Source organism: Polaromonas sp. P4_F9 (genome assembly GCF_056401235.1).
Genome location: NZ_JBFUJT010000017.1, coordinates 60,494 through 79,383, shown reverse-complemented (window position 1 = coordinate 79,383; position 18,890 = coordinate 60,494). Strand labels below are relative to the sequence as shown.

18 protein-coding genes are annotated in these 18,890 nt (G+C 65.4%); 12 read left to right on the top strand and 6 right to left on the bottom strand.

The genetic code is table 11. The features are described 5' to 3' along the window. Positions 1-8: 8 nt before the first annotated feature. The gene (locus tag AC1DUB_RS16105; protein ID WP_477730356.1) at positions 9-1,505 is read right to left on the bottom strand and encodes an aminotransferase-like domain-containing protein; all 1,497 of its coding nucleotides are present in this window, start codon (positions 1,503-1,505) and stop codon (positions 9-11) included. Positions 1,506-1,614: 109 nt separating this feature from the next. On the opposite strand from AC1DUB_RS16105, the gene AC1DUB_RS16100 reads away from it, so the two are divergent. From AC1DUB_RS16100 to AC1DUB_RS16045, 12 genes are all read left to right on the top strand, one after another. Next, positions 1,615-2,226 (top strand): LysE family translocator, encoded by a 612-nt coding sequence (locus AC1DUB_RS16100; RefSeq protein ID WP_477730355.1) that lies wholly within the window; start codon positions 1,615-1,617, stop codon positions 2,224-2,226. Further along, positions 2,223-3,179 (top strand): DMT family transporter, encoded by a 957-nt coding sequence (locus AC1DUB_RS16095; protein ID WP_477730354.1) that lies wholly within the window; start codon positions 2,223-2,225, stop codon positions 3,177-3,179. The genes AC1DUB_RS16100 and AC1DUB_RS16095 overlap by 4 nt, the downstream gene beginning before the upstream one ends. After that, positions 3,179-3,526, top strand: a complete 348-nt coding sequence (locus tag AC1DUB_RS16090) for an antibiotic biosynthesis monooxygenase family protein (RefSeq protein WP_477730353.1) — start codon at positions 3,179-3,181, stop codon at positions 3,524-3,526. The genes AC1DUB_RS16095 and AC1DUB_RS16090 overlap by 1 nt, the downstream gene beginning before the upstream one ends. Continuing rightward, on the top strand, positions 3,523-3,852 hold the full coding sequence (locus AC1DUB_RS16085) for a DHCW motif cupin fold protein (protein WP_477730352.1): 330 nt from the start codon (positions 3,523-3,525) through the stop codon (positions 3,850-3,852). Before AC1DUB_RS16090 ends, AC1DUB_RS16085 begins: the two co-directional genes overlap by 4 nt. 26 nt (positions 3,853-3,878) lie before the next feature. Further along, entirely contained in the window at positions 3,879-5,183 is a 1,305-nt protein-coding gene (locus tag AC1DUB_RS16080) for an aminotransferase-like domain-containing protein (RefSeq protein ID WP_477730351.1), read from the top strand. A 41-nt stretch (positions 5,184-5,224) separates the two neighbouring features. Continuing rightward, complete coding sequence (locus AC1DUB_RS16075; RefSeq protein WP_477730350.1) at positions 5,225-5,845, top strand: glutathione S-transferase family protein; 621 nt, start codon at positions 5,225-5,227, stop codon at positions 5,843-5,845. Positions 5,846-5,867: 22 nt separating this feature from the next. Further along, the gene (locus AC1DUB_RS16070) at positions 5,868-6,863 is read left to right on the top strand and encodes a PhzF family phenazine biosynthesis protein (RefSeq protein WP_477730349.1); all 996 of its coding nucleotides are present in this window, start codon (positions 5,868-5,870) and stop codon (positions 6,861-6,863) included. Positions 6,864-6,877: 14 nt separating this feature from the next. Continuing rightward, on the top strand, positions 6,878-7,594 hold the full coding sequence (locus tag AC1DUB_RS16065) for a VOC family protein (protein ID WP_477730348.1): 717 nt from the start codon (positions 6,878-6,880) through the stop codon (positions 7,592-7,594). Between the two features lie 39 nt (positions 7,595-7,633). Further along, positions 7,634-8,359, top strand: a complete 726-nt coding sequence (locus AC1DUB_RS16060; protein ID WP_477730347.1) for a LysE family translocator — start codon at positions 7,634-7,636, stop codon at positions 8,357-8,359. 58 nt (positions 8,360-8,417) lie between these two features. Further along, complete coding sequence (locus tag AC1DUB_RS16055; protein WP_477730346.1) at positions 8,418-9,425, top strand: threonine dehydratase; 1,008 nt, start codon at positions 8,418-8,420, stop codon at positions 9,423-9,425. Between the two features lie 133 nt (positions 9,426-9,558). Then, positions 9,559-10,374 carry a histidine phosphatase family protein gene (locus AC1DUB_RS16050; protein ID WP_477730345.1) on the top strand — a complete coding sequence of 272 codons (816 nt, stop codon included), beginning with the start codon at positions 9,559-9,561 and terminating at the stop codon, positions 10,372-10,374. Positions 10,375-10,452: 78 nt separating this feature from the next. Continuing rightward, the gene (locus AC1DUB_RS16045; RefSeq protein ID WP_477730344.1) at positions 10,453-11,631 is read left to right on the top strand and encodes a hypothetical protein; all 1,179 of its coding nucleotides are present in this window, start codon (positions 10,453-10,455) and stop codon (positions 11,629-11,631) included. A gap of 120 nt (positions 11,632-11,751) precedes the next feature. Here AC1DUB_RS16045 and AC1DUB_RS16040 read toward each other — a convergent pair whose 3' ends face one another. The 5 genes from AC1DUB_RS16040 to AC1DUB_RS16020 all read right to left on the bottom strand — a co-directional run bounded on the left by AC1DUB_RS16040 (position 11,752) and on the right by AC1DUB_RS16020 (position 18,737). After that, a complete protein-coding gene (locus AC1DUB_RS16040; RefSeq protein WP_477730343.1) occupies positions 11,752-13,113 on the bottom strand; it encodes a PQQ-dependent sugar dehydrogenase in 1,362 nt (453 codons plus the stop codon). 490 nt (positions 13,114-13,603) lie between these two features. Next, entirely contained in the window at positions 13,604-15,481 is a 1,878-nt protein-coding gene (locus AC1DUB_RS16035; RefSeq protein WP_477730342.1) for a potassium transporter Kup, read from the bottom strand. 86 nt (positions 15,482-15,567) lie between these two features. Further along, entirely contained in the window at positions 15,568-16,254 is a 687-nt protein-coding gene (locus AC1DUB_RS16030; RefSeq protein ID WP_477719133.1) for a response regulator, read from the bottom strand. Next, on the bottom strand, positions 16,251-17,804 hold the full coding sequence (locus AC1DUB_RS16025) for a sensor histidine kinase (RefSeq protein ID WP_477730341.1): 1,554 nt from the start codon (positions 17,802-17,804) through the stop codon (positions 16,251-16,253). The genes AC1DUB_RS16030 and AC1DUB_RS16025 overlap by 4 nt, the downstream gene beginning before the upstream one ends. 81 nt (positions 17,805-17,885) lie before the next feature. Further along, on the bottom strand, positions 17,886-18,737 hold the full coding sequence (locus tag AC1DUB_RS16020; protein ID WP_477730340.1) for a creatininase family protein: 852 nt from the start codon (positions 18,735-18,737) through the stop codon (positions 17,886-17,888). Positions 18,738-18,890 lie beyond the last annotated feature (153 nt).

Below are 18,890 nucleotides of genomic sequence, written 5' to 3'. Positions count from 1 at the left end.
CCCTGATCTCACCGCACCCCATCGCGCAAGCGCGCAAACACCTTCCAGAATGCCGCCTCCTGCGTGGTCGCAAAGTTGATGCGCATCAGGGTACTGGGCTTGCGCACCGCATGGAACAGCGCGCCGGGGGCAATCAGGTAGCCCTCGTCAAGCATGCGCTGCGCCAGCGCGTCGGTGTCTACCCCGGTGTCTACCCAGCCAAACAGGCCGGCCGGCTCGGCCGCAAAGGTGCAGCCGTGCGCCAGCGCCAGCTTGACGCTGCGGGCGCGCGCCTGGTCGAGCCGGGTGCGTATGCGTTCGGCATGGCGGCGCAGCTGGCCCTGGTCTATGCACCAGGCCAAGGCTTTTTCGAGCAGGGCGGGGGTGGTCAGCGTCGCCAGCAGCTTGGTGTCGAGCAGGCGCTCGACCAGATCGGGCGGCGCGGCCATGAAGCCGACGCGCCAGCCGGGCGCGAGGATTTTGGCAAAGCCGCTGACGTAAATCGTGCGCTGCAGGCCGTCCAAGGCGCAGAGCCGGGTGGCATGCTCGGGCGCCAGGTGGCTGTAGGTGTCGTCTTCGGCGATATGAAAGTTGTGCTGATTGGCCAGCTGCAGCACGCGGTGGGCGCTGCCGGGCGTGAGGCAGTAGCCGGTGGGATTGTGGAACACGCTGACGCTGACAAACAGTTTGGGCTGGTGGATTTCGCAGTACTGCGCCATCACCTCCAGGTCAGGCCCGTCGGCGCGGCGCGGCACCGGCAGGATGCGCATGCCCAGCGCGTCGAGCCGGGCAAACTCGACCGCCCACCCGGGTTCTTCCACCATCACGCAGTCGCCGGCGCGCAGCAGGGTGCGGCTCACAATATCCAGCGCATGGGTGGCACCGACGGTGGTGATGATCTGCTCGGGCACGGCATGCACATTGAGTGCGCTCAACTTTTGCGAAAGTGCGCGGCGCAGGCCGCTGTCACCCATGGGTTCGCCGTACTGCAGCGAAAAATCCCGCAGCGCACTGACGCTGGTGACCTTGCGCACCGCCGTCGGCATGAAAGTGGTCTCCAGCCAGTCCGGCGGAAACACGCCCATGCCGGGCTGCGGCTTGTTGCTGATGTTGTGGAACATGCCGCGAATCAGTGCGGTGGCGTCCACCGGCGCCTGGCGCGTGGCCATCCAGGTGGCGGTGCTCCAGCTGTTCAGCGGGGCCGGGGGGGAAGATGCGGGTGCGGCGCCCGGCGCGGTCGCTATGTTTTTTGCAGCTGATGACGCTCTGTTGACAGGGGCCAAGGCCGCATTGAGCGATGCATCGCGGACAAAAAAGCCGCGATTCTTGCGCGCCTCCACCAGCCCCTGTGCCAGCAGCTGGTCATAGGCCGCCACCACCGTGGACGCGCTCACGCCCTGCTGTTCGGCACACAGCCGCACCGATGGCAGGCGCGCGCCGGGTGCCAGCAGGCGGCTGCGAATGCGCTCGGCAAAGCGTGCGCTGAGCTGTTCTGTCAGGGACTGCGAAGCGGTTTTCATCAACATGGCGTGGCCTTGATGGGTAAGTGTGCCGACACGGTGATCAATACAGTTTTGAAATTTGTACCCTTAACTGTATTGGTAGTGTGTTGGTTTCAACTATAAAGTCTGAGTCATGAATTGGCAAGAATTTATGGCTTTACTGGTACTGGCCACGGCGATGAGCTTCACGCCGGGGCCCAACACCACGCTGTCCACGGCGCTGGCGGCCAACCACGGCCTGAAGCGCGCGCTGCCTTTTGTCTGCGCCGTGCCGGTCGGCTGGAGCGCGCTGCTCAGCCTGTGTGCGCTGGGCCTGGGCGCACTGCTGCTGGCGGTGCCGCTGCTGGGCTGGGCCATCAAGGTGGTCGGCGTGGCCTATTTGCTGTGGCTAGCCTCAAAAATCGCCCGCTCTCGCCAGCTCAGCGAAGCCGACGCGGCCCGCATGAATGTCACCTTCTGGCAGGGCGCGGCGCTGCAGTTTGTCAACATCAAGGCCTGGATGCTGGCGCTGGCGATTGTCAGCGGCTGGATCGCCGGGCGCAGCGACCCCGCATTGCGCATGGCCGTGGTGCTGCCGGTGATGCTGGCCTTTGCCTTTGTCAGCAACCTGGCCTACGCGCTGGCGGGTTCCCTGCTGCGTGACTGGCTGTCCGGGCCTGAAGGTACGGCCCGCCGGCTGCTCCGGTTTAACCACGGCATGGCGCTGGTGCTCGTGATCACCGCCATCTGGATGCTCTATATATGAACCGGGACTCCCAACTCAACAAGGGGCTCTGGCTCGGCCTGCTGGGTATCGTGATTTTCTCCGTCACGCTGCCGATGACGCGACTGGCCACGGGCACGCCCGACGCGCCGCAAATGTCGGGCGTCTTCATCGCACTGGGCCGGGCCGTGGTGGCGGCTGGCCTGTCAGCCGTGTTCCTGCTTGCCACACGTGCGCCTTTTCCCCGGCGCCAGGACTGGTGGCCGCTGGCCGTCACGGCGGGCGGTGTGGTGTTTGGCTTTCCGCTGTTCACCTCGGTCGCCATGCGCCATGTGGAAGCGGTGCACGCGAGCGTGATAGTGGGCGTGCTGCCGCTGGCCACCGCTGCCGTAGGCGCACTGCTGCACCGCCAGCGCCCCTCTGCGGGCTTCTGGCTGTGCGCCGCGCTCGGCAGCGCGCTGGTGGTGGCGTTTGCCATGCTGCGCTCGGGCGGCGCTGTGGGTGGCCTGTCGATCAATTTTGCGGACCTGTTGCTGCTGGCCGCCTGCCTGTGCGCGGCCATAGGTTACGGCTACGGTGCGCGGCTGTCGCAGCACATGCAGGCCGAGCATGTGATTTGCTGGGCACTGGTGATGGCGCTGCCGCTGACCCTGCCGCTGTCCCTCATCAGCTGGCCGGCAGCGCCGCTCAAGGCCAGCGCCTGGTGGGGCTTTGCCTATGTGGCGGTGTTCTCGATGTGGCTGGGCTTTTTTGCCTGGTACCGCGGCCTGGCGCTGGGCGGCACGGTGCGCGTCAGCCAGGTGCAGCTGGTGCAGCCGTTTTTGTCCATGCTGTTTGCGGTGCCGCTACTGGGCGAAAGCCTGGACGCGGTAACGGTGGGCTTTGGCGTGGCCGTGATCGCCACGGTGTTTGTCGGCAAGAAGATGCCGGTGCATCAAGCCTCACGCGGGCCAGCGGCCAGCACCAGCACCCTTTTGAAGCCGAAGGAACAATGATGTACTCAGCCGCCTTTATTTTCGAGGCCGGTGTCTACGACGAGCGATTCCACGCCCTGGACGCGCTGATCGAGCAGGCCGCCCACGCCACCCCGGGTTATCTGGGCGTGGAATTGTGGAAGTCGCCGGACGGCACGAAGAGCAACGCCACCTACTTCTGGGAGACCGAGGAGTCGCTGCGCGCTTTCTCCTTGCACCCCCAGCACCTGGAAGCCAAACGCCAGTACACCCAGTGGTACAAGGGCTTTCACATTGTCATCTCGCAGGTGCTGCGATCCTACGGCGACGGCGCGATTGCGCACATCACACCCAACCAGCGAACGCGGCAGGAAGAACCGATAGCATGAACATCAGCAACATTCCCTTTGGCACGACCGACTGGTCCACGCTGGCCCGCACCGAGCACCCCGGCATCACCGGCAGGGCCTTCTGGCGCACACAGCAGTTTGGCGACGTACGCGTGCGCATGGTCGAGTACACCGCCGGCTATGTTTCCGACCACTGGTGCAGCAAAGGGCATATCCTGTTGTGCCTGGAGGGCGAGTTGCACACCGAGCTGGAAGACGGCAGGCAGCATGTGCTGCTGCCGGGTATGAGCTACCAGGTGGCCGACGGGGCCGAGGCGCATCGCTCAAGGGCGCCGAACGGCGCCAAACTATTTATCGTGGACTGAATGCAGAAAAGAGAAAAGGAAAACACATGAAATGGGAAATGGCCGCACGTGCCGAAAAAATGAACCCCTCCGTGATCCGCGAGATCCTGAAGGTCACCGAAAAGCCCGGCATCATCAGCTTTGCCGGCGGACTGCCCTCGCCCAAGACATTTCCGGTCAGCGCCTTCAGTGCGGCCTGCGAAAAGGTGCTGCGCGAAGACGGCCACGCTGCGCTGCAGTACGCGGCCAGCGAAGGCTACGCGCCGCTGCGCGAGATGGTGGCGGCCATGCTGCCGTGGAAGGTCGATCCGGCGCAAGTGCTGATCACCACCGGTTCGCAGCAGGGCCTGGACTTGATCGCCAAAATCCTGATCGATGCCGGCAGCCGCGTGCTGGTGGAAACGCCCACCTACCTGGGCGCGCTGCAGGCCTTCACGCCCATGGAACCCGACATCGTCAGCGTGGCCAGTGACGGCGAAGGCGTGGACCTTGCCGATCTGGCAAGTAAGGCAGCCCCCACGCTTGCCACTTCGTGTGCTGCGCTGCCCCCCGAGGGGGCGGGTTCGCCTTGGGGCGGCCCGGCGGCGAACAAGGCCGCCGGCGCGCGGTTCTTTTATGTGTTGCCCAATTTCCAGAACCCGACAGGCCGCACCATGACCGAAGAACGCCGCGCAGCGCTGAGCGCTGAAGCCGCGCGCCTGGGTCTGCCCATCGTGGAAGACAACCCTTATGGCGATCTTTGGTTTGACAACCCGCCGCCGCTGCCGCTGACGGCACGCAACCCCGAGGGCTGTGTCTACCTCGGTTCGTTTTCCAAGGTGCTGGCGCCGGGGCTGCGGCTGGGCTTCATGGTGGCGCCCAAGGCGCTCTACCCCAAGCTGCTGCAGGCCAAGCAGGCAGCCGACCTGCACAGCCCGGGTTTTAACCAGCGCATGGTGGCTGAAGTCATGAAGGGCGGATTTCTGGACCGCCACGTGCCGACCATACGGGCGCTCTACAAGTCGCAGCGCGATGCCATGCTGGCCGCGATGCAGCGCGAAATGCCCGAAGGCGTGTCATGGAACACACCGGCAGGCGGCATGTTTCTGTGGGCGCGCCTGCCCGGGGGCATGAATGCCGTGGACCTGTTGCCCCATGCGGTTGAACGCGGGGTGGCGTTCGTGCCCGGCGCCGCGTTCTATGCCGATGGGGCGGACGCGGGCACCCTGCGCCTGTCGTTTGTCACCGCGAGTGTCGAGCAGATCAATATCGGCATCGCCGCGCTGGCCGCCGCGATTCGCGAGCTACAGGCGCCTGCCGCGCTGGCGGCTTCGCAGGCCGCGACGGATCAGGCACTGGCAACCAGCCTTTAAACCGTCCAAAATTCGTCAATATTTCAGGAAAGACATTCGGCATGCTGCATATCTGGGGACGCATCAGCTCCATCAATGTCAAGAAAGTGATCTGGACCGCGCAAGAGCTCGGGCTGAACTTTCAGCGCACCGATGCCGGCGGCCTGTTCGGTATCGTCAAGACGCCCGAGTATGTGCGGCTGAATCCCAACTCCACGGTGCCCGTGATCGAGGACGACGACTTCGTGCTGTGGGAGTCCAATGTGATTGTGCGTTACCTGTGCGCCAAACACTCGGCGGGCCAGATGTACCCCACCGACCTGCGTGCGCGTTTTGACGCCGAGCGCTGGATGGACTGGCAGCAAACCACGCTGAACCCGGCCAGCCGCCCCGGCTTCTGGCAGCTGATACGCACGCCGGCGGAGCAGCGCAATGCGGCGGTGATTGCCGAGTCGAACGCCGCGGTCGAATCCCTGATGGCGACGCTGGACCGGCACCTCGCACAGCGCACCTACATGGCCGGCGAGCATTTTTCCATGGCCGACATTCCCCTGGCCTGCGAAGTGCACCGCTGGTTCGGGCTGCCGCAGCCGCGCCAGAGCCGGCCGAACCTCGAGCGCTGGTATGCGGGCATCCGCGCCCGGCAAGCCAGCAAGGGCGTGCTGGACCTGGCGCTGTCCTGACACCTTCAAACGGACCCACACCATGAAAACCAGACCCTTTCAACAAGTCGATGTGTTCACCGCGGTGCCTTATTTCGGCAACCCGCTGGCCGTGGTGCTCAACGCAAGCGGCCTCGATGACGAGGCGATGCAGCGCTTTGCCCGCTGGACGAACTTGTCGGAGACCACCTTCGTGCAACCGCCAGCCAACCCGTCGGCCGACTACCGGGTGCGCATCTTCACGCCCGGCGGCGAGCTGCCCTTTGMCGGCCATCCCACGCTGGGCAGCTGCCACAGCTGGCTGCAGGCGGGCGGACAGCCGCGCAACCCGGACTTCATCGTGCAGGAATGCAAGATTGGCCTGGTGAAAATCCGGCGCGAAGGCGCGCGCCTGGCCTTCGCGGCGCCCCCTCTCAAACGCTCCGCGCCCAGCCCGGCGCTGCTGGCCCAGGTCGCCGCCGCCCTCGGCGTGAAAGCGCCGCAGATTCTTGCCGCGCAGCTGCTCGACAACGGGCCGGTCTGGCTCGGTCTGCTGCTGGACAGCCCGGAAACCGTGTTGCAGCTCACGCCCAACCATCTGGAGCTTGAAAAGCTGGACGCCAAGGTCGGCGTGGCGGCCGTCTACCAACCCGAGGAAACGCCGTCGCTGATCGCCCGTGCCAACCGCGAAGCGCAGGCTTTTGTTGCCCCCACGCTTGCCACTGCGTGTGCTGCGCTGCCCCCCGAGGGGGCTGAACTTGCTCGGGGCGGCCCTTCGCTGCGTTCGATGGCCTCCATGACGGCCAGCGCCGAGCCGCACCTGGAAGTGCGCGCCTTTGTCGCCTCCATCGGCATCAACGAAGACCCGGTGACCGGCAGCCTCAATGCCGGCCTGGCGCAGTGGCTGATCGCGGAAGGTCATGTGCCCGAGCGCTATCTGGCCGCGCAAGGGGTGTGCCTGGGCCGCGCGGGACAGGTTCATATCGAGCGCGATGCCTCAGGGCAGGTGTGGGTCGGCGGTGAATCGGTGACCTGCATCACCGGCCAGGTCATGCTGTAGACCAGGAAAAGACCATGAAAACCGCGGCCCATGCCCCCCAGCCCCTGGTGTCGCAGGTCGACCACCTAGTGGTGATGGCGGCCAGCCTGGCCGAAGGCGTGCAATGGTGCGAAGCCTTGTTGGGCATCTCGCCCGGGCCGGGCGGCGAGCATGCGCTGATGGGAACGCACAACCGTCTCTTCAACCTGGCCTCGCCGGCTTATCCGCAGACCTACCTCGAAATCATAGCCATCCACGCAGGCGCCCCCTGTGCCCGCACGTCCGGAGCCAAGCGCTGGTTTGACCTGGATGACCGGGAGCTGCAGTTGCAGCTGGCCAAGCACGGGCCGCAACTGGCGCACTTTGTCGCGAGCACGACGCAGGCACAGGCCGGCGTGCGGGCGCTGGCCCGCCTGGGCCTGGACCGGGGGGAGGTGCTGCAAGCCTCGCGCATGACCCCGCAGGGCTTGCTGGACTGGAGAATCACCGTGCGCCAAGACGGCCAGCGGCTGTTCTATGGCGCGCTGCCGACGCTGATCCAGTGGGGCGCGGTCCACCCGACGCATCACATGGCCGCCTCGGGCGTCACGCTGCAGTCGCTGCAGGCCAGCCACCCGCGGCCCGACGCGCTGCGCGCAGGCTACCAGGCCATCGGACTCACCGGTGTGGAGATCGTGCAGGGCTCCCCCAATCTCATCGCCACGCTGCAAACGCCGCGGGGTGTCGTCACGCTGGAGTCCAGGGGTATTTAAAGCGTAGCAAGAGTAAAGAGAAAGAGAAAAAGGAACACCATGTTGACTGTTCAGGAACTCGCCTGGTTTGCACTTGCTGCGCTCGTGCTGGTGCTCACGCCCGGGCCGAACATGATTTATTGCATTTCGCGCACCCTGTGTCAGGGCCGCAGTGCCGGGCTCATTTCGCTGGGCGGCGTCGTGCTGGGCTTTGTGGTTCACCTGCTGGCCGCCTCATTCGGTCTGACGGCCCTGTTGCTGGCCGTTCCGCTGGCCTTCGACACCATCAAGCTGGCCGGCGCGATGTATTTGCTGTGGCTGGCCTGGCAGGCTGTCAAGCCGGGTGGATTGGTTGTATTCGCCCCCACGCTTGCGGCCAAGGCCGCGGCGCTGCCCCCCGAGGGGGCCGTTCGCGGCTTGGGGCGGCCCGGCGCCGCGATGCCTTTCGAAACGCGTGAACTGCCGCATGACCCGCCGCGCACGCTGTTCCTCATGGGCTTCATGACCAATCTGCTCAACCCGAAGGTGGCCATGTTTTACTTGTCTTTCTTCCCGCAGTTCCTGCATCCGGAACGCGGCGAACTGCTGCTGCAAAGCCTGAGCCTGGGCGCCGTGCAAATCGGCATCAGCACCGGCGTCAACACGGTGCTCATCTGCTTCGCGGCCGGGATGGCCGGCTTCCTGAATCGCAACCGCCGCTGGATGCGCGTGCAGCGTTATGTGATGGGTAGCGTGCTGGGCTTGCTGGCGCTACGCCTGTTGTCCGAGAAGCGGGCCGCGGCATGAGCCGCCGGGCCGCTCCCAAGGCGAATGGCACCGCAGCGCGTAGTGCGGAGCTTAAGACATGAGCACCGCGCTGCACGACGCGCCCGCAGCCACCCCGCGGGCCGATGACCTTCCTTCGCTGCGCGCCATCGAAGAGGCGGCCGGCGTGGTCTACCGGCAGTTCCAGGCCACGCCGCAATACCGCTGGGGCCTGTCCAGCGAGCGGCTGGGCACCGGCTGCTGGATCAAGCACGAGAACCACACGCCCGTCGGCGCCTTCAAGCTTCGCGGCGGGCTGACCTACTTTGACGCGCTGAAAAAAAGCGGCATGCTCCCTCGTGAGATCATCAGCGCCACACGGGGCAACCACGGCCAGAGCATAGGCTGGGCCGCCCGCGCCCATGGCGTGGCCTGCACCATCGTTGTTCCCCACGGCAATTCGCTCGAAAAGAATGCAGCCATGCGTTCACTGGGCGTGACGCTGATCGAGCAGGGCCAGGACTTCCAGGAGAGCCGCGAGTTCGCCATCCGGCTGGCCGCCGAACGCGGCGCCCACAGGGTGCCGAGCTTTCACGCTGACCTGCTGTGCGGCGTGGCTACCAGCTGGTGGGAGTTCATGCGGGCCGTGCCGCAGCTGGATGTGGTGTACGTGCCGATTGGCCAGGGCTCCGGGGCCTGCTCGGCCATTGCCGCCAAGCTGGCGCTCGGGCGCCGGCTGCGCATCGTCGGCGTGGTGAGCGCGCATGCCACCACCTACGCCGATTCCCTGGCGGCAGGCCGCGTGGTGGAGGCGCCGGTGACAACTCGGCTGGCCGACGGCATGGCCTGCCGTATCGCGGACCCGGAAGCGCTTGAACTCATGGCGCCGCACATCGACCACGTGGTGCAGGTCACCGATGACGAGGTCGCGCAGGCCATGCGCGATCTGTATGCGGACACGCACAACGTCGCCGAGGGGGCCGGCGCGGCCAGCTTTGCCGCCGCCATGCAGGAGCGCGGCCAGCTCAAAGGACAGGTGGTCGGCACCACCCTGTGCGGCGGCAATGTGGACAGCGCCACGCTGGCCAGCGTGCTCGGGAGCCGCTAGCGCCATCCGCAAGGACCCGCCGGCGGGACCCTGTCACCCCTGGTATCACCCCCGGGCCAAAGCGCCGTCAGTTGCCGCCTCGCTCGTCGCCCTTGGGACACGCTCCGGCGCCCGTCTGGCCTAAATTCCTGCCATGGGAACCCTTTACCTTGTGCGCCATGGCCAGGCCTCGTTTGGCGCCGACGACTACGATGTGCTCAGTGCGATGGGGCACCAGCAAAGCGTGCGCCTGGGGGAATACTTCCACCAGCGGGGCGTGACGTTTGACGCCGCACTGACCGGCACCCTGAATCGCCAGATCCAGACCCTTGCCGGCATCTGCCAGGGCATGGGCGTGGAGTTTGCAGTACCAGACGGAGCCGAACGGAATTCAGTGAGCGAACGTGGGGGCTCTTCACCCCAGCAGGGGCCGCGGGATTGGCTTTGCCAGACCGCAGGCGCAGCGGCCCCCTCGGGGGGCAGCGCATTACACGCAGTGAAAAGCGTGGGGGCCCATCTCCTCTGGCCAGGCCTGAATGAATACGACAGCCATGCGGTCATTGAAACCATTCACCCGGCCAAGCTCGAAAAACCGACCTCGCCCGAGATGTACCGCAGCCACTTTCGCCTGCTGCGCGACGGCCTGGCCCAATGGATGGCCGGCGTTGTCAGCCCCCGCGGCATGCCCAGCTACAACGACTTTGTGGCTGGCGTGACCAGCGCGCTGGACCACGTTCGAAAAAACTGCGACGGCAATGTGCTGCTGGTCTCCAGCGGCGGACCGATCGCAACCGCGGTGGGCCATGTGCTGGGCACCAGCCCGGAAACGACGATTGAGCTGAACCTGCGTATCCGCAATTGCTCCGTCACCGAATTCGCTTTCACGCCCAAGCGCCACATGCTGGTGACCTACAACACGCTGCCGCACCTGGAGGGGCCCGAATACGCCAGCTGGATAACCTACGCCTGAGCCCGCGGAGGCCGGCTGGCATGCGGTGTTTTCCCGGTATTGCCGAATCTGCCGCCAGCCCGGATACTCTGCGGCAGCATGAGCGCCGACCCCCTTCCCGCACCCCACCTCATACCCGACCCCGGACCCCGCCCCGGCGGCATCCGCCTCCACACCGAAACCAACGAGGCGCTCGCAGCGGCCAACCGCAGCCTGCAGGAACAGCTGGAGCACCTCGGCCTGCAGCGCTACGTCGACATGGCGCCCGTGCGCCCGTCGCCGGACAACAAGGGCGTTGAACAGAGCGTTCATCTGCGGGCCGACCTGGCTGACCGCTGGGCGCCCGGCCTGGACACCACCGGCCTGAACCAGCACCTGCAACTCGATACCGGGCAGCGCAACGACGACCTGGACCGGGAAATCCTGCTGGCCATGCTGCTAAGCCCGGTGGGATTTTCGTTTCCCAGCCATGCCGAGCTGGCATCGGCGGTGCGCATTCGCCGCAACATCGTGTTGGCCGCGCGCAAGACGGCGCTGGCCTTTCACACCAGCGAGGCGGAGCGGCCGCACGACTGCTGGACCTACGCCGAGGGACGGGGCTTTACCGTGCGGCCCGGCCACGCCCTGATTGCGGCGCTGCAGAAAGCCACCCAACCGGAGGACTCGGGCAAGCTGTACTCCTTTTCGTGCTACCGGGCCACCGAATACGTGATCCTGCTGGCGATTGCGCAGGAGCTCGAGCGCAGCAATCCGGCACTGCTGCACCAACTGCAGCAGCAGTGGGAGCGCCGGGCCATCATGTCGGGCCAGTTCCATGACGTGTTCCTGCGCGAATACGGCTCCATGGAGGCGCCGCTGCCGCCCCGGTATTACGTGCCAGGCGACCGCCTCTGGTTTCGCAACCCGGACCCACACTCATCCGATGTGACGGGCTATGAGGGCTCCTGGGTGTTCTATCTGGGCGGCGGGCTCTTCACCAATTTCTGGAAACGGGAGCAGCCCTACACCTTGACATCCAAATGCCTGGAGCTGTTTCATTGGCGCCATGCCACCTACACGGATGCAGCCGGCGAGTTGAAGATCGACGAAAGCATTGTCGAAGCCCGTGTGCAAGACTCGCTGGCCGACGCGGCCCAGGCGGCGCAAATCCTGGAATTGATGCTGCGCCTGCGGGAGCCCAAGGGGGTGTACCAGTCGGGTGGCTGCATAGACACCTCGCGCGAGTACCCGCGCTGGATCCGCCCGGAGACGGCCGACCTGGTGCTGCCGCCCGCCTGAACCGCATCGCTTCGGTCCAGCCCGTCACCGCGATCGAAGGCGACGTGGGCCATACGTTGCCTTGGTTGCCTTGGTTGCCTTGGTTGCCTTGTTTTGCCAGCAAGGTCTCCTTGCTGGCACTTACTTCACAGGCACGCCGCTGACGCGCCAGATCACATTGCCGACATCGTCGGCCACCAGCAGCGCGCCGCGCGGGTCCATGGCCACGCCCACGGGCCGGCCGTAGGCATCGCCATCGGCGCTCAGAAAACCGGTCAACACATCGACAGGAAGGCCCGCCGGCATGCCCTTCACAAAGGGCACGAACACGACCTTGTAGCCACTGTGCGGCTGGCGGTTCCAGGAACCATGCTCGCCGACAAATGCGCCGCTGGCCAACAGCGGCGGCATGGCCTGGCCGCTGGAGAAAACCAGGCCCAAGGGCGCAACGTGGGAACCCAGCGCGTAATCGGGTGCGATGGCTTTGGCCACCAGGTCGGGCCGGGGCGGCTGCACCCGCTCATCCACGTGCTGGCCGTAGTAGCTGTAGGGCCAACCGTAAAACCCGCCGTCGCGCACCGAGGTCAGATAGTCGGGCACCAGGTCGCTGCCGATCTCGTCGCGCTCGTTCACCACCGTCCAGAGTGCGCCGCTTTCAGGGGCCCATCCCATGCCGTTGGGATTGCGCAGGCCCGAGGCAAACACGCGGTAGCTGCCAGTCCGCGGGTCAACCTCCCAGATGGCAGCGCGACCGGTTTCGGCTTCGCCGCCGCGTTCGCCCACATTGCTGTTGGAGCCTACCGTCACAAAGAGTTTGCTGCCATCGGGGCTGGCAATCAGGTTTTTGGTCCAGTGGTGGTTGATGGGACCGGCCGGCAGGTCCACCACCTTGACGCCTGGCGCCGTGATGCGGGTCTGGCCCGGCTCGTAGGGGAAACGGATGATCGCGTCGGTGTTGGCCACGTAAAACATGTTGCCCACCAGCGCCATGCCAAACGGCGAGTTCAGGTTTTGCAAAAACACCGTGCGGGTCTCGGCCTGGCCGTCGCCGTCGGCATCGCGCAGCAAGGTGATGCGGTTAGCCGAAGGGTCCGCGGCACCGGCCCGCTTCATCGCCCATTTCATGATCATGCCCTTGAGGCTCTTGCCATCTTCGGGCTTGGGTGGTGCGTTGCTTTCTGCCACCAGCACGTCCCCATTGGGCAGCACATAGACCCAGCGCGGATGGTCCAGGCCGGAAGCCAGGGCGGTGACGGCCAAGCCGGCCATGGGCGTGGGCATCACGCCGGCCGGCCAGCCTTTGGCCGGCGCTATGTTCACGGTGGGAATCAGGCGGGTCGCAGGCTTGGGCAGCGTCGGGTTGGCGCCCATGTCTGCGGAAGGCGGCAGCCGGGTCACGTCACCACAGGCGGCCAGACCGCCCAGCAGCAGGCAGGCCCATGCACCGCGCAGCACCGCTTTCAGGCGGACGTGCCGCTGGAAAGGAACCATCAGCGACTGCATCAATCAGCCCTCCTTTAAAACCGGTGTTTGCCCGGCAGGTGGACGCCCCAGATGGACGCCTGCTTGCGCCGATGTAAAAGCGCCCCGCGCAAGGCCCTGAAGCGGGCGTTTTGACTATCCGTCTTTTGGGTGGCCTTGCCTGTCAGCCGCCCGCGCGGCGCAATGTCAGGGTTTTGCTTCCCGCGTGACCTGCCTTCTCCGTCTGTCACCCAGGCCCTGCGCGTAGCCGACGGCTGGCTGGCGGGGGATTTCGTCCGCAAAACATGAAGGACTTTTTGCCTCAATCTTCCAGGGCAGACAATTCATCTGATTTAGCCGGCTTTTTGGAATTTAAATTCCGTATTTTGGAAATAACCCAGCAAATCCAGCAAATTATTCGGCAGTGGCTACCCGATAATTGAGTCACACTGCGGCAGGGCTTACCGGTCAGGCCCGCAGCACAAGGCTCCAGGCAGGTTACCCCCGGCCTGGGGCCTTGTTTTTTGAGGCCCTAAATCTGCACCCGCGTTCCCAGTTCAATGACGCAGTTATTGGGCAGGCGCATAAAACCCACCACGCTGCCCGCATTGCGTGACATGGCGGCAAACAGGGCTTCGCGCCAATGGGCCATGCCGGCCCCCCTGGTCGGCACGACCGTTTCACGGCTCAGAAAGTAGGACGTTTCAAACAGATTGAGGGGCAGCCCCTGGGTGCGGCAGAGTTCCAGGGCCTTCGGTATGTCGGGCGTGTTCTTGAACCCGTAATTCACCTGAACTTTCCAGAAACCGGGAACCAGTGGCGTGACCTGCACGCGCTCCTCGAAAGAGATCCAGGGCACCTCATGGAACACCACGGTGAGAATCAGGTTGCGCTCATGTATCACCTGGTTGTGCTTGAGGTTGTGCAGCAGCGCCTGCGGCACGGTATCCGGGTTGGCGACGGCATACACCGCCGTGCGCGGGGTGCGGTGCATGTCGTCGTTCGCCAGGCTGGTGATGAAGGGCAGCAGCTCCGGGTCGTCCTGACGGATGTTCTCGATCAGCAGTTCACGTCCGCGTTTCCAGGTCGCCATGACCGTAAAAATGGCCACGCCCAGCACCAGCGGGAACCAGCCGCCCTGCCAAAACTTGAGCGAGCAGGCGATGACCAGCACGGTATCCAGCGCCAGGAAAAACCCGGTGGCGGCAATCGCGACAGGCAGCGGATAGCCCCAACCATGGCGGACGACGAAAAAAGTCAGCACCGTCGTGATCAGCATCGTCATGGTCACCGCGATGCCGTAGGCGGCCGCCAGTGCAGACGAACTGCCGAAGCCCACCACAGCCAGCAACACCGCCACCAGCAGGATCCAGTTGACCTCGGGCATGTAGATCTGCCCGGCTTCCTTGGCCGACGTGTAGTTCACCTGCATGCGCGGCAGCAGGCCGAGCTGGATCGCCTGCCGGGTCATGGAGTAGGCGCCGGAAATCACCGCCTGGGAAGCAATCACCGTGGCACAGGTGGCCAGCAGCACGGCAGGAATCAGCCAGGCCTGGGGGTACAGACGGAAAAACGGATTCTCCAGCGCCGAAGGGTCGCGCATCAGCAGCGCACCCTGGCCCATGTAATTGAGCGCCAGAGACGGCAGCACCAGGCCCATCCATGCGAGCTGGATGGGCCGTTTGCCAAAGTGCCCCATGTCGGCATACAGCGCCTCAACGCCCGTGAAGGCCAGCACGATGGCGCCGACCGCGACAAACAGGTGCCACCCCTGCGCGTACAAAAACGCCACGGCGCGCAAGGGGTTGAGCGCCGCCAGGATGGCCGGCTGCTGCATGATCTGCACAACACCCGTGAACGCCAGCACGGCAAACCAGAGCACGATGACCGGGCCGAACAGCTTGCCCACCACGCCGGTACCGTGGCGTTGCACCATGAACAGCCCCACCAGCACCGCCAGGGAAATGGGGAGCACATAAGATTTCAGCCCCGGCGCCACCACCTCCAGTCCTTCGACCGCGCTCAACACCGAAATGGCGGGGGTGATCACGCTGTCGCCGTAAAACAGGGCCGCGCCCAGCACCCCGGTCAACAGCAGTGCGGTGCGCCGCCCCGGCGTCTTGCCGGCGGCATGAGCCGCCAGGGCCGTCAATGCCATGATGCCGCCTTCGCCACGGTTGCTGGCACGCAGGATCAGCAGCACGTACTTCAGCGTGACGATCATCATCAAGCCCCAAAATATCACGGACACAGCGCCGATCAGGTGGACGGCATCCAGGGGAATGCCGGTGGCCGGGCTGAAGATTTCCTTCATGGTGTACAGCGGGCTGGTGCCGATGTCGCCATACACCACGCCGATGGCGCCCAGGGTGAGCGCCGCCACACCTTGTTTTTCCGAAACTTTATTCATTGAAAGCGATCGATGAAGAACACGGCTGCACTATCGTCGGGCCTGCATCAGGAACGCATAAGGATGACGCCGGGCCAGCGCCCTCCTCAGGCGTCGGCCAGCCGGTAGCCCACCCCGGTCTCGGTCAGCAGATGCCGCGGCTCGGCCGGGTCCTGCTCGATTTTTGCGCGCAGCTGGGCCATGTACAGCCGCAGGTAGTGCGTGTGCTCGGTGAATTCAGGACCCCAGACATCGACCAGCAGTTGCCGGTGCGTCACCACCCGGCCGGCGCTGCGCACCAGGCGCGCCAGCAGCTTGAATTCGGTGGGCGTGAGATGCAGGGTTTCACCGGCGCGCTGCACCACATGCGCCGCCAGGTCGATGCGCAGATCGTCCAGCTCATGCACCGTCACGGCCGCGGCCAGCGCCGTGCCGCGGTGCCGCAAGGCAACCCGGATGCGTGCCAGCAACTCGCCGACGCTGAAGGGCTTGGTGAGGTAGTCATCCGCCCCTGCATCGAGCAGCGCGATCTTCTGCGCCTCCTGATGGCGGGCCGACACCACGATAATGGGCACCGACTTATGCCGGCGCACCTCGCGCACCAGTTCCACGCCATCCCCATCGGGAAGCCCCAAATCGAGAACAATGACATCGGGCGGGTCATGGCGCAGCAGCGCACCAGCCTCGCTCAGCGAGGCCGCGGTCTGGACGTCAAAACCCTCGACGGCAAGGGAGGACTGCATCAGCGCCCGTATTTCCCGGTCGTCTTCCACGACCAGCACCCGCAGGGTCATGGCAGCTCCTTCCCGGCAGGTTGGGCCTCGATCGGCAGGCTGGCGGTGAAACAGCTGCCACCCCCACTGCGGCGCCTGAGCGTCAGCCGCCCGCCATGGGCCGCGGCAATCGCGCGGCACACCGCCAGGCCCAGCCCGGCACCCCGGTGGCCGGATTGCTCACCGCGCGCATAGGGCTCGAAAATCGCTTCCTGATCTGCCTCGGCAACGCCGGGTCCGCGGTCTTTCACCGCGATCTCCAGTTCCTGGCTGTTGGCGTTGGCGCCCGCACCCGCCCCACCCGCCTCGCTCACGACACCCACCGTCAGGTCGATGGTGCCGTCGCTGTACTTCAGCGCGTTATCGAGCAGGTTGCCCAGCATCTGGGCGAGCAGCACCGGGTCCGCCCTGACCAGCGGCAAGCCACTCGCCACTCTGGATTTGATGCGGCGCTGCGGGTCACGCTGGCGCACGCGCGCCAGCACGGCCCCGACGATCTCCTCGATGGACTCCCAATCGCGGCGAAGTGCCTGCTCCGAGCTCGACAGCCGCACGAATTGCAGGGTGTTCTCCGTCACCTCGGTCAGGTAGGACGCCTCATTGACAATGCTGTCGAGCAGCCGGTCCTGATCCGGCAAGGGCAGCCGGTCGCGCTGGGTTTGCAGCGACGATGCGGCGCCCACGATCGCGGCCAGCGGGGTGCGCAGATCGTGCGACACCGCGGCGAGAAAGGTGCTTTGCAGTTGATGGCGTTGCATCTCGCCCTGCGCCGCGACGACCGAAGCACTGAGGCGCAGCCGCCACAGGGACTGCGCCAGCAAGGCACACAGCGCCTGCGCATGCTCCCGGCCGTCCGTATCGCCAGACAGCGCGGGACGAACGCAGGCGGCGCCGACAACAGTGCGCTCCTTGTCACCCAGCGGGAGGTACCAGGCATTGAGCCCCGGCCAGCGCCCGGTTCCCGGCCCGAGCACGGCAGCCTCAGTCATGCAGCAGCGCAGGCCATCCAGCACGGGGGCCGGCGGCGCGGCCCCATCGGGTGCCTCGGGCGTCTCCTGCTGCTCATTGGCCAATATCAGGGTGCATGGCCCGGCAAAGGCAGCGGCCAGCGCCTGCCGCCCCAGCGACAGGACTTCCGCCGGTGACGCCGCACTGGCCAGGTCGGTGGACAAGTCCTGCAACTGGCGCGCCCGCCGTTCACTCAGGCGGGCCATCTCCGACTCGCGCCGAAGACGCGTCGCCAGATGGCTGATGACCAGCGCCAGCACCAGCATGGTCGCCAGCCCGATAAAGAGCTCGCGATTTTCGACGACCAGCGTCCAGCGCGGGGGCACAAAAAAGAAGTTCAATGCGGTGACGGCACCGACCGCGCAAGCAACCGATTCGATCCAGCGCAGCCTGTACGAGGCGATGACGACAGCCAGCACGTAGACCATGGCCTGGCTCATGAGCGCCACATGCTGGTCGAGCAACATGCTGACAAGCGTGGCCGCCAGCAGCAGCAGCGCAACCGTGACCCAGCCTCGGGCTGATGCGACACCGCCTTCCCGGACCGTTGGAGCATTCATCATGCGATCAGCGTAACACCGGGCATATCAGGAACGTATAAGGAACGCAGACGCGGACAAGCCCGCCCCGGTTCGAGTCGGGCGTCAGAACGCGGTCTTGGTGCTCAAGGTATCGGCCGGCAACTGGTCTATCTCCCCCAACAGTTGCGCCAGACTGCGACCTGCAGCCCCCAGCAGCGCACGGCCTTTGTCGGCAGTGGCCGCAGCGGCATTGCCCACGGCACCCTGCGGGTTGTAATCCTGCATCTGCCAGGCCAGCTTGGCGCTGCGGCCATCGCCCAGGATGCTGAATTTCCCGGCCCGGTCCTGCGAGGTGGAATGAAAGTCCTGCGCCTTCGTCATATCCACCTGCTCGGACTTGAGGGCCAGCATCATCGAGGTCTCCATCTCGCCGGCATGGATGCCGAAGCGGTGCTCCTGCGCACTGAACAGGTCTGCCACGGAATCCCCTTGTTCGTTGACCAGAGGCAGGTTGAACCAGTTCACGCTGTACACCAGCATGCCAAGGCGTGCACGCAAGTCACGCGCCACCACATCCAGCAGCCCCACCTGACCGCCGTGCGAGTTGAGCAGCACAAGTTTTTTAACGCCTGCCGCCGCCACCGACTCGGCGATCCCGGTCCAGAGCTGGATGATGGTTTCGGCTTTCAAGGTGAGCGTGCCCGCAAAGCGCGTGTGCTCGGGGCTGAAGCCGACCGACTGCGTCGGCAAAAACAGCACCGGCAGGTCTGCAGGCAACTGCGGCAGCGCGGCGGCAATCACACCCTCCACCAGCGTCGCATCCACATTGAGCGGCAGGTGCGGGCCGTGCTGCTCAATCGCCGCGACCGGCAGCACCGCGATGCAGCGGGTTTTATCCAGCCGCGCAAAGTCGGGGCTTTTGAGGTCGGCCCAGAAGCGGGGCAAGGCAGCTGGGATGGGCGTTGCAGAAGTCATGGGCATATTTTGGGGCTATTTCGACGGGTGGCGCGCTCCGCCACGAGGAGTTAACCCTCATGCATTGTCTGCCACGGCGTCGCGGAAATCGTTTTCGCGCACGATGAGCACTCGGACTCCGGACTTACGCAGCGCAACGGCCTTTTCTACCTT

Excerpts from the sequence above, each read along its gene's own strand:
- AC1DUB_RS16105 (WP_477730356.1), bottom strand. The coding sequence starts at position 1,505 with ATGTTGATGAAAACCGCTTCGCAGTCCCTGACAGAACAGCTCAGCGCA.
- AC1DUB_RS16100 (WP_477730355.1), top strand. The coding sequence starts at position 1,615 with ATGAATTGGCAAGAATTTATGGCTTTACTGGTACTGGCCACGGCGATG.
- AC1DUB_RS16095 (WP_477730354.1), top strand. The coding sequence starts at position 2,223 with ATGAACCGGGACTCCCAACTCAACAAGGGGCTCTGGCTCGGCCTGCTG.
- AC1DUB_RS16090 (WP_477730353.1), top strand. The coding sequence starts at position 3,179 with ATGTACTCAGCCGCCTTTATTTTCGAGGCCGGTGTCTACGACGAGCGA.
- AC1DUB_RS16085 (WP_477730352.1), top strand. The coding sequence starts at position 3,523 with ATGAACATCAGCAACATTCCCTTTGGCACGACCGACTGGTCCACGCTG.
- AC1DUB_RS16080 (WP_477730351.1), top strand. The coding sequence starts at position 3,879 with ATGAAATGGGAAATGGCCGCACGTGCCGAAAAAATGAACCCCTCCGTG.
- AC1DUB_RS16075 (WP_477730350.1), top strand. The coding sequence starts at position 5,225 with ATGCTGCATATCTGGGGACGCATCAGCTCCATCAATGTCAAGAAAGTG.
- AC1DUB_RS16065 (WP_477730348.1), top strand. The coding sequence starts at position 6,878 with ATGAAAACCGCGGCCCATGCCCCCCAGCCCCTGGTGTCGCAGGTCGAC.
- AC1DUB_RS16060 (WP_477730347.1), top strand. The coding sequence starts at position 7,634 with ATGTTGACTGTTCAGGAACTCGCCTGGTTTGCACTTGCTGCGCTCGTG.
- AC1DUB_RS16055 (WP_477730346.1), top strand. The coding sequence starts at position 8,418 with ATGAGCACCGCGCTGCACGACGCGCCCGCAGCCACCCCGCGGGCCGAT.
- AC1DUB_RS16050 (WP_477730345.1), top strand. The coding sequence starts at position 9,559 with ATGGGAACCCTTTACCTTGTGCGCCATGGCCAGGCCTCGTTTGGCGCC.
- AC1DUB_RS16045 (WP_477730344.1), top strand. The coding sequence starts at position 10,453 with ATGAGCGCCGACCCCCTTCCCGCACCCCACCTCATACCCGACCCCGGA.
- AC1DUB_RS16040 (WP_477730343.1), bottom strand. The coding sequence starts at position 13,113 with ATGCAGTCGCTGATGGTTCCTTTCCAGCGGCACGTCCGCCTGAAAGCG.
- AC1DUB_RS16035 (WP_477730342.1), bottom strand. The coding sequence starts at position 15,481 with ATGAATAAAGTTTCGGAAAAACAAGGTGTGGCGGCGCTCACCCTGGGC.
- AC1DUB_RS16030 (WP_477719133.1), bottom strand. The coding sequence starts at position 16,254 with ATGACCCTGCGGGTGCTGGTCGTGGAAGACGACCGGGAAATACGGGCG.
- AC1DUB_RS16025 (WP_477730341.1), bottom strand. The coding sequence starts at position 17,804 with ATGATGAATGCTCCAACGGTCCGGGAAGGCGGTGTCGCATCAGCCCGA.
- AC1DUB_RS16020 (WP_477730340.1), bottom strand. The coding sequence starts at position 18,737 with ATGACTTCTGCAACGCCCATCCCAGCTGCCTTGCCCCGCTTCTGGGCC.